Below are 4,415 nucleotides of genomic sequence, written 5' to 3'. Positions count from 1 at the left end.
ACCCCCACCACGCCCCTTCCCCACGAAACCCCACGCGCTCCGCCACGACACGACCGCGTACGAAGAAAGTTGCGCGCACCGAAGGACCGGGCAGTGCGTGTGTGACACGTGACGTGAACCCGGCCGGGACAAACCGGTGTCACGTACACCTCCGAAGTCCGCTATCCTTCTGTCTGTCGCCGCGAAAGCGGAGGACACGGCAGGTTGCCCGAGTGGCCAAAGGGAGCGGTCTGTAAAACCGTCGGCTCAGCCTACGCAAGTTCGAACCTTGCACCTGCCACACCAGCGGGAAGAGGCCCGTCACCAGCGGAAACGCGGTGACGGGCCTCTCGCTTTGTGTCCGGCCGTCTACGACGATCACCGGTCTCCTACGGCCTGTCGCGGCCAATACGCGGCCAAGTTCAGAGGGGGCCTCCCTAGCCCTGCTGCATCTTCGATGCCCGCTATAGGTGTCGAGGCATCGAGGGGCGTCTTCCGTCAGTGCAGACTGGTTGTCCCCACGGGAGTGGTGTACGAGTTTGACCTGGTCAGCTGGCGTGGTGCCGTGAAATGGTGACGGCCATCGCGTGACGCTTCAATGCTTGTCAAGCGGCCTGCGCGGGTGGGGGTGGGTGTTCGAGGGCGCGGTAGATCTTGCGGGCGAGGAAGCGCTTCAGGCGCCGGATGGCTTCGCGGCGGGTCTTGCCGTCACTGGTGCGTCTAGCCAGGTAGTTCTGGGTTTCGGGGTCGCAGCGTTCCAGAGTGAGAGCGATCTGGTGCAGCGCACGGTTCAGGGCCCGGTCACCGAAGGGATTGAGCCGGTGGCGGGTGTGTTTGCCGCTGCTGGCCTCGATCGGGCTGACACCGGCCAGGGCGGCGAAGGCTGCCTCGTTGCGGAAGCGGCCGGGACCGGACCAGGACACCCAGCATAGGGCGGCTGTGATGACGCCGATGCCGCGCATTTGCAGCAGGTGGCCGACAGGCTGTTCGACGAGTTCGGTCAGTTTGGCGTCGGCGGCGTGGACTTCGCTGGTGAGGTCACGGATGCGGCGGGTGCGCTCTTCGGCGTCGGTGACTGAGGAAGGGCGCAAGCGCAGGCAGGCGTCGATCAAGGCTTGGTGCTTCAGAGCGCGTATGCCGCAGCGGTTCTGACGCGGTCAGGAGCAGTGCCTTGAGCTGGTTGACGGCGCTGGAGCGTGCGCTGATGGCGCTTTCGCGGGTGACCAGCAGCATGCGCGTGGCCTCCCGCGGGCCGTCCGCGCGGGGAATGGCCCGCTGCTCGCGGCCAAGGGCTTCGCGAGTGGCGCCGTGGGCGTCGAGCGCGTCGCTCTTTCCGCTGCCACGCCGGCGGACGCGTCTGGGCCGATCGGACTCGATGACCTGCTGGCCGGTGGCGCGCAGGACACGGGCCAGGCCGGCGCCGTGGCTGCGGGTGCCCTCGATCGCCCAGACCATGTTCGGGCCTGGCGCGTGTTCGGTGGCCCAGCGGATCAGATGCGCATACCCAGCGGCGTCGGACTGGATGGCGCTGACGCAAAGGTTCGTGCGGAGGGCACTCCCGGGGGCTGAGCATCTCTTTTAGTCGAACCATGGAAGTTCGTTTTCATTGCACTCTACCCGCGATAGAGTCAGGCGTAGGTCGGCGCGGCTGAACGGAAGCCCAGAAATCAAAAGCGCACGCACATGCAAGTCCAGGGCTTCTATCAGAGGCGTGGGAACGCCGATGAAGGCTGGAATGTTCCAAGCATTGACGAGAATCTTGTCAAGCTCATTTGATTGAGCGGGAAAGATTGTATGAATGTCCCACGGTGGTACGTTTTTATGGATGGCGTACAAGGAACGCCCACCCCGACGCGTGGGCAGCCGCTTCCCGGCGAGCTCTAGAGCTCGAAGAGTCATCAGCTCCGATATAGCTATGAGCAAAGGACTAGGTTGGTCCACGGTATTCTTCTGCTGCATACCTTTTTCTCTGCCTTAGCTATTTTATCTTCATGCTGTAAATTGGATCGGGCTGTCCGAACTTAGGCTCCGGCTTCACCTTTCTTCCTCTCGGTCACACCTGCTTTCGGGCCTCACTCCAATACGGCTCCATCAATCCTCGTGGCATTTGCCGGTAATTGATCGTGTCGACTAGCCATGTAAGGAAGGCCGCCAGAGCGAAATCGCCGTGATCGTGATTCCAGCCGGTGGCAACTTGTCTACCAAGAAAGTGTCGGTAGCGAAAGCTCCCATTAGGATAATTTACGCACCAAGCGCTAGAGCTGCCTGCTGTGCTCTTGGGTTCTTTGAGGAGAAAGGCGGCGTCAATTAGCCGGCTGGGGAACCGGGACAAGGCTTCTGTGACTTTGCAGGCCGACATCCTGCTCTCGAAGCCCAATAATGCGAACGGCGGAGCTGCTGTGTATGCGAGCTGGTCTGGCATGTCGGCGGACATCTTGTTGCCGTTCTTGGTGATGCCTATCTTAACCCACTGATGTTGCAACTTTCTGAAACTGCTTGCCTTTTTGGCAACGTTTTTCAACGCGCCGCTATTTATCGCTGCCTTGACTTCTACTACGGCCGCGACTCCCTCAAAGAAGAAGGGTTGCGGGATCTCTTCGTCGAAAAATCTAGGATGATCGTCGAAAGCTATGATCACGTCTTGTTGGGTACACCTAGAACCGTTAGTGTCAATGATCTCGCCGTGGCCAACCCATAGCCCTCTCGGAAGAACGGACCGCAGCCAACTGCGAGTAGCAATCTCTAGTTGATTTCCCTTTGAGGTTGAGTCGCGAAGTGAGCCGCGACAGAGGTCCAGCTTCGACCGAAGGGCCCTCTCTTGCAGGGTGAGGATTTCACGAATTGGCACTAAGCCAGAATAGCAGGCGAACAGCGACTAGTTCAGTGGCTAGCGATAATGTGGCTATCTAAAACTGTAAGGTAGAAGATTTCCTGTTTGGTCTATTTTTCGGAGATGGGGCAAAAGTGATTCTGGGCAAGCGGGATTGTGTGTCATTGCATTTCCTGACAGGACGTCCTGGCCTAGGGAACGGGACTGTGGGCGAGTCTTCGAGTCGCCGGAGCGAGTGTTACCCGAACCTCCTGAGCGCTTCCTTACGTCCACTGTCTGCCCATGTATCGGCTCCTGTGGCATTCGCGCAGGTCGAGGGCTCACTGTGGCAGGTCCGGAAACCCGTCGGCTCGGCCTACGCAAGCTCGAAGCTTGCACCTGCCACACCAGAGGCGAGAGGCCCGTCACCAGCGGAAACGCTGTGATGGGCTTTTATTGTTGTGTCCGGCCGTCTACGACGGGGACGGCGACGGCGACCGGGTGCCGCCAGGTGGTGCGGGCGAGGGCGGACAGGAAGCGCCAGCCGTAGACGAGGAAGGTGATGATGGCGGGTGTCTTGAGCACGGCCGGTCGGAAGACGACGGCCGTATCGGGCGTGGTGGAGACGAGGTTGCGCGCCTCATCGCCAGGCAGCCGCTTGAACATAAGCTAGGAACCTCTCGTGATTGAGCAAGTCGTGGGAGAACCGAGGGGCCGCCGGAAGTTGCCGCTTCCAGCGGCCCCGCCTCATGTGTCAGGCCGCCGTATCGGTGGCGTCCTTGGCCGACTGTTCGGCGTGCAACTGCTCGCAGTCGGCCAGGTAGCGAGCGGCGGCGTTGAAGATGTCGCGGGCGAGGGTCAGATCGTCTTCGGTGACCGGGCCGGCCCCGGTGGTGGAGATGTGCACGTTCGCCTCATGAGAGGCGAAGTCCAGGTACGGGCGCGGGTTACTGAGCAGGATTCCGGCACGGATCTTGAGGCGCGGGGTGTGGAAGGAGACGCCGACGTGCGGCGCGGAGTCGGGTTGCATGGACAAGGTGACGTAGGTGTAGGGCCGGGGCTCGCTCACGCCGCCACCCCTTGCCGTCCGGGAGGCCGTAGAAGCTGCGCTCCAGGGAGCGGGCGAAGCGGTGGGCCGCGTGGGCGAGCTGGCGGGCGAACTCCAGGTCTTCCGCCGTCACGGGTCCGTTGGTGGTGACGAGCACGGAGGTGGCGCCGAAGTCGAGCGCCAGGACGGGCTCACGGCGCGGGAATGGATGGTTGAGGGTGCGGGCGGCGTGCCCGGTGGTCAGCCGAATCACGCTGTTGCGCGGGGTGCGGCGTCGGGTCATTTAGTACTCCAGCCGCACTTAGGGATCGATGAGTCTGCGCTGGCGTTGATAGTGGCAGCGGCGGGCGCGGGCTTGGTGACAGCGTCGCCAGTGTGACCAGCGCAGATAATGCTCGGCGGGATGGTGGCGTCGATGGAGACGGGTGTGGAGACGACGGATCTCGTTGACCGTGAGCGGGATCAGGTCGTGGGACTCGTCCCCGTCCGGGTCGGTGGGGTTTGCGGGCTCCGGCGGTGATTGTCCGCCCGTGGGCCCCCTGTGTGGGGGGCGGAGCGGTCGTCGAGTCGGACAGGAAC

At 62.4% G+C, this 4,415-nt stretch carries 5 protein-coding genes and 1 tRNA gene; 1 reads left to right on the top strand and 5 read right to left on the bottom strand.

From position 1 onward, the window contains the following. Positions 1-198 precede the first annotated feature (198 nt). A tRNA-Tyr gene (locus E1295_RS47345) sits at positions 199-280 on the top strand. Between the two features lie 304 nt (positions 281-584). Here E1295_RS47345 and E1295_RS47340 read toward each other — a convergent pair. The 5 genes from E1295_RS47340 to E1295_RS47320 all read right to left on the bottom strand — a co-directional run bounded on the left by E1295_RS47340 (position 585) and on the right by E1295_RS47320 (position 3,857). Then, positions 585-1,091: a transposase gene (locus E1295_RS47340; protein WP_132641843.1), complete on the bottom strand. Its 507-nt coding sequence runs from the start codon at positions 1,089-1,091 to the stop codon at positions 585-587. Beyond that, positions 1,018-1,503 carry an IS110 family transposase gene (locus tag E1295_RS47335; RefSeq protein ID WP_132641841.1) on the bottom strand — a complete coding sequence of 162 codons (486 nt, stop codon included), beginning with the start codon at positions 1,501-1,503 and terminating at the stop codon, positions 1,018-1,020. The genes E1295_RS47340 and E1295_RS47335 overlap by 74 nt, the downstream gene beginning before the upstream one ends. A gap of 529 nt (positions 1,504-2,032) precedes the next feature. Further along, positions 2,033-2,827, bottom strand: coding sequence for a DUF6602 domain-containing protein (locus tag E1295_RS47330; protein ID WP_342775979.1), 795 nt, complete (start codon positions 2,825-2,827; stop codon positions 2,033-2,035). A gap of 414 nt (positions 2,828-3,241) precedes the next feature. Then, positions 3,242-3,454 (bottom strand): hypothetical protein, encoded by a 213-nt coding sequence (locus tag E1295_RS47325; protein ID WP_246081247.1) that lies wholly within the window; start codon positions 3,452-3,454, stop codon positions 3,242-3,244. 88 nt (positions 3,455-3,542) lie between these two features. Next, entirely contained in the window at positions 3,543-3,857 is a 315-nt protein-coding gene (locus E1295_RS47320) for a hypothetical protein (protein ID WP_132641837.1), read from the bottom strand. Positions 3,858-4,415 lie beyond the last annotated feature (558 nt).

This window comes from Nonomuraea mesophila, from assembly GCF_004352805.1.
Lineage (GTDB): Bacteria > Actinomycetota > Actinomycetes > Streptosporangiales > Streptosporangiaceae > Nonomuraea > Nonomuraea longispora.
Note: the sequence above shows the minus strand (reverse complement) of the source record. Positions and strands in the feature narration are given on the sequence as shown.